The 4,475-nt window shown below is 71.7% G+C and carries 2 protein-coding genes, 1 tRNA gene and 1 rRNA gene; 1 reads left to right on the forward strand and 3 read right to left on the reverse strand.

The features are described from left to right. Nucleotides 1-1,255, reverse strand: a 1,255-nt coding sequence (locus ACFVGS_RS31125; RefSeq protein WP_384419119.1) for a HAMP domain-containing protein, incomplete at its 3' end; no start/stop codon positions are given. A gap of 266 nt (nt 1,256-1,521) precedes the next feature. On the opposite strand from ACFVGS_RS31125, the gene ACFVGS_RS31130 reads away from it, so the two are divergent. Continuing rightward, complete coding sequence (locus ACFVGS_RS31130; RefSeq protein ID WP_385695141.1) at nt 1,522-4,176, forward strand: SpoIIE family protein phosphatase; 2,655 nt, start codon at nt 1,522-1,524, stop codon at nt 4,174-4,176. Between the two features lie 128 nt (nt 4,177-4,304). Here the strand turns inward: ACFVGS_RS31130 and ACFVGS_RS31135 are convergent. Together ACFVGS_RS31135 and rrf are read right to left on the reverse strand one after the other, a co-directional pair. Beyond that, nucleotides 4,305-4,377, reverse strand: a tRNA-Thr gene (locus ACFVGS_RS31135). A 5-nt stretch (nt 4,378-4,382) separates the two neighbouring features. Then, nucleotides 4,383-4,475, reverse strand: a 5S ribosomal RNA gene (gene rrf, locus ACFVGS_RS31140); the annotation flags it as partial.

Genomic DNA, 4,475 nt, shown 5'->3' on the forward strand with positions numbered 1-4,475 from the left:
TCACCTGCGCGATGTCCCGCACCTGCGTGGTGATGTTCCGGAAGACGGTGTTGACCGAGTCCGTCAGGTCCTTCCACGTACCCGCCGCACCCGGCACCTGCGCCTGACCGCCGAGCAGACCCTGCGCGCCGACCTCGCCGGACACGCGCGTCACCTCGTCCGCGAAGGTCCGCAGCGTCTCCGTCATCTGGTTGATGGTGTCCGCGAGCTGCGCGATCTCGCCGCGCGCCGACACCCGCACCTTCTGCGACAGGTCGCCGTTGGCGACCGCCGTGGTGACCTCGGCGATGCCCCTCACCTGATTGGTGAGATTTCCCGCCATCGTGTTGACGGAATCCGTGAGGTCCTTCCACACACCGGCGACCCCGGCCACCTCGGCCTGACCGCCCAGCTCGCCCTCGGTGCCCACCTCGCGGGCCACCCGGGTCACCTCGGACGAGAACGAGGACAGCTGGTCCACCATGCGGTTGACCGTGTTCTTCAGCTCCAGCATCTCGCCGGCCACGTTCGCCGTGACCTTCTGCGACAGGTCGCCGTTGGCCACCGCCGTCGTGACCAGCGCGATGTCCCGCACCTGCGCCGTCAGCCGGTTCGCCATGGTGTTGACCGAATCCGTGAGGTCCTTCCACGAACCGGACATTCCACGCACCTGGGCCTGGCCGCCCAGGATGCCCTCCGTGCCGACCTCCAGGGCGACCCGGGTCACCTCGTCCGCGAACACCGACAGCTGGTCGACCAGGTTGTTCACGGTCCGCGCGACCTTCAGGAACTCCCCGCGCAGCGGCCGCGTCGACCCGTCGCCGCCCTCCGAACGCAGCTCCATCCGCTGCCCCAGATCACCCTCGGCCACCGCCGAAAGCACCCGGCCGACCTCCGACACGGGCCGCGCCAGCTCGTCGACCAGGGCGTTCGCCGCCTCGATGGTCGCCGCCCAGGACCCCTCGGCCGCCCCGGCCTCCAGCCGCTCCGACAGCTTGCCCTCGCGGCCCACCACCCGGCGCACCCGCGCGAACTCGCCCGTCAGATGCGACTGCCGGTCCGCGACCTCGTTGAAGACGGCCGCGATCTCCGCCATCACCCCGTCACCGGACACGGTCAGCCGCTTGCGGAAGTTCCCGTCCCGCATCGACACCAGAGCGGCCAGCAACCGCTGCAGCGCCGCCGCGTCCACCTGCACCGTGCCCCCGCCCCGGGACCGGCCGCCGCCCTTCGGCCGCGAACCGCCACCGCGCCGCGTCGTCGTGCCAGACTCCACCGTGTCCCTCCCGAAGGGGTCGACCGTACGCTCGGTCTCTCGCTATCAGCCTGCCCAGTGTTTCACCGGCTCCGAACCAGGCCATAACAGTTCGGCAGCTTCGCACAACGTCCCCACGTCCGAGGGACGTAATCAGCGTGACCGGCATCCGGTGGGACAGCGAAGGTAAGTAACCTGGCATCCGGCTGTCCAACCGCCCCGGTCCGCCCGGCGGGGGCGGGACGGCGCGAGAAGCAGCACCGGACGGCGGGAGGGGCAGACCGACCATGGCAGAGCCGGGCGTCGAGACGCGTACGAGGAGTTCAGTGATCACCGCGCGGGCGGCTGCCAGTTTCGAACCCGTCGGGCGGTCCGTCGCGACCGCCCGCGCCTTCGTCAGGGACACCCTCCAGGGCTGGGGATACGCCGAGGTCGTCGACGACGCCGTCGTCCTCACCAGCGAACTCGTCACCAACGCCGTGATCCACGCCGGCACCGCCGCCGACGTCCTCTGCCTCCGCAGCGACGACGGCGTCCGCATCGAGGTCGCCGACCGCTACCCCGAGCGCGAGATCCCCCTCCAGCAGGCCCGCACCATGAGCAGCCCCGACCGGGAGAACGGCCGGGGTCTTCTGCTCTGCGCCGCCCTCGCCACCCGCTGGGGCGTCGACTACAGCCCGACCCGCAAACACGTCTGGTTCCACCTCGACCTCCCCGAACGCCCCGTGGGCACCCGCTCCGCAGGCCCCGTCCTGCCCGACCCGCTCCTCCCCCTCACCGACAGCCGGGTCCGCGTCGCCGTCGTCCAGATCGACGCCACCGACGCCATCTCCGCCTGGAACGAGGACGCCGAGGAACTCTTCGGATACGGCGCCGAGCAGGTCACCGGCAAACCCCTCGGCGATCTCGCCGCCTGGCCCCACACACCCGGCATCGGCACCGGCCTCGCCGAGGCCCTCCGCCTCTCCCGCTGGGAGGGCAGCTACGGCATCCGCTGCGCCGACGGCCGCGTCATCCCCGTCTACGCCTCGCACCTCCGGGTCCGCGACGCCCAGGGCGAACCCTCCACCGTCTGCCTCCTGGTACGGGAGTACGAGCGCGCCGTCCTCCAGACACCGCAGCGCCCCGCCGCCTCCGAGCCCGGCGGCGACAACCGCGGCGGCACCGCCGACCCCTTCGAGGTCTTCATCGGCTCGCCCGCCCCGGACGACCTCGACGGCCTCCTCCAGCGCACGGTGGAACGCGCCCGCGACATGCTCGACGGCGACTCCGCCTTCCTCCTCCTCGCCACCGACGACGAGACCGAACTCGAGGTACGGGCCACCACGGGCCTGCCCTCCGCCCGCCAGCGCTTCGCCCGCGTCCCCGTCGAGACCGGCGCCAGCCGCTACGGCTCCGCCCGCATGCCCGCCGTCCACGAGGACCTCGCCGCCGTACCCGGCGCCGTACCGCTCCTCGAAGGCACCGGAATGCGCTCGGTCGTGACGGTCCCTCTGAAGGTCGAGGGCCGCCTCACCGGCTCCCTCGGCGTCGCCGCCGAAGGCCCCAACCGCTACTCCAACGAGGAGGCCCTGCGCCTCCAGTTCGCCGCCGACCGCATCGCCCTGGCCGTGGAATCCGCGCGCCTCGGCGAACTCGAACGGCTCCGCCGCGGCTCCCTCAGCTTCCTCGTCGAGGCCTCCGACCTGCTGGCCGGCACCCTCGACCGCGACCAGACCCTGGCCCTCATGGCCCAGATGACGGTCCCCACCCTGGCCACCTGGTGCGCCGTCTACACGATCGCCGACCAGGCCTCGGACCCGTACCTCTCCTACGTCCTCCACGAGGACGAGGACCTCATCGACGGCCTGAAGGAACTCCTGGTCTCCATCGCCCCGCCCGACCCGGTGCCGACACCCGGCGCCCGGGTCTGGACCGCTCCCGGCGACGCCGCCCACCGGGCCGCGCTCAGCGCGTCCATGCGCGAACTCGGCGGCCCCGGAAGCCCGGTGTCCTCCGGCATCGACACCGCGCTCGCCACCGCGGGCGCCGTCGGCGGCGAGACCGTGGTCCTCCCGCTCGTCGCCCGCAACCGCGTCATCGGCATGCTCACCCTGGGCAAGCCCACCGACGACCACTTCCGCCAGGAGATCCTGGAACTCGCCGAGGACCTGTCCCGGAGGGCCGCCCTGGCCCTCGACAACGCCCGCCTCTACTCGGAGCGCACGGCCATCAGCCGCTCGCTCCAGCGCAGCCTCCTGCCGCCCGGCCTCCCCGACATCCCCGGAGTCGAGGTCGACGTCATCTACCGCGCCGCCGGCGAGGGCAACGAGGTCGGCGGCGACTTCTACGACCTCTTCCCCATCCGCGACGGCTCGTACGGCTTCGCCATCGGCGACGTCTGCGGTACGGGCCCGGAGGCTGCCGCCGTCACGGGCCTGGCCCGCCACGCCCTGCGTCTCCTCGCCCGGGAGGGCTTCGGCGGCCCTGCCGTCCTGGAGCGCCTGAACGCGGCGATCCTCGACGAGGGTGCCCGCAGCCGCTTCCTCACCCTCCTGTACGGCGAGCTCCGCCCGCAGGAGGACGGCTCGGCCGTCCTGAAGGTCGTCTGCGCCGGCCACCCGCTGCCGCTCCGGCTCAGCCAGGACGGCACGGTCCGCCCGGCCGCGGACCCGCAGCCGCTCCTCGGTGTCATGGACGACCTGGAGCTCTACGAGCAGACGGTCACCCTGAACCCGGGCGATGTCCTGCTGTGCGTCACGGACGGCGTGACCGAGCGCCGCGAAGGCACCCGGATGCTGGGCGACGACGGCCTCACCGAGGTCCTCAGGTCCTGTACGGGCCTCACGGCCGGCGCGATCACCTCAAGGGTCCTGCGCGCGGTCGAGCGCTTCGCCCAGGAGCCGGCCTCGGACGACATGGCGATCCTGGCCCTCCGCATTCCCGAGCCGCACCACTCCTGACACGCCTGAGACTCCTGACAAGGGAAGGAGTCGGCCCCCGCGGGGGCCGACTCCTTCTTCAATCGTCCCGGCATGCATCCAGGAAAACGCAAAAAGGCCCCCGCCATGAGGCGGGGGCCTTTTCTCTGAGCCCTTTAACGGAATCGAACCGTTGACCTTCTCCTTACCATGGAGACGCTCTGCCGACTGAGCTAAAAGGGCGGGTTGTTCGGCGGCGTCCTACTCTCCCACAGGGTCCCCCCTGCAGTACCATCGGCGCTGAAAGGCTTAGCTTCCGGGTTCGGAATGTAACCGGGCGT

The sequence above is a fragment of the Streptomyces sp. NPDC127114 genome, from assembly GCF_042677525.1.
Classification (GTDB): Bacteria; Actinomycetota; Actinomycetes; order Streptomycetales; family Streptomycetaceae; genus Streptomyces.

Coding starts and splice junctions, on each gene's coding strand:
- ACFVGS_RS31130 (WP_385695141.1), top strand. CDS start 1,522: ATGGCAGAGCCGGGCGTCGAGACGCGTACGAGGAGTTCAGTGATCACC.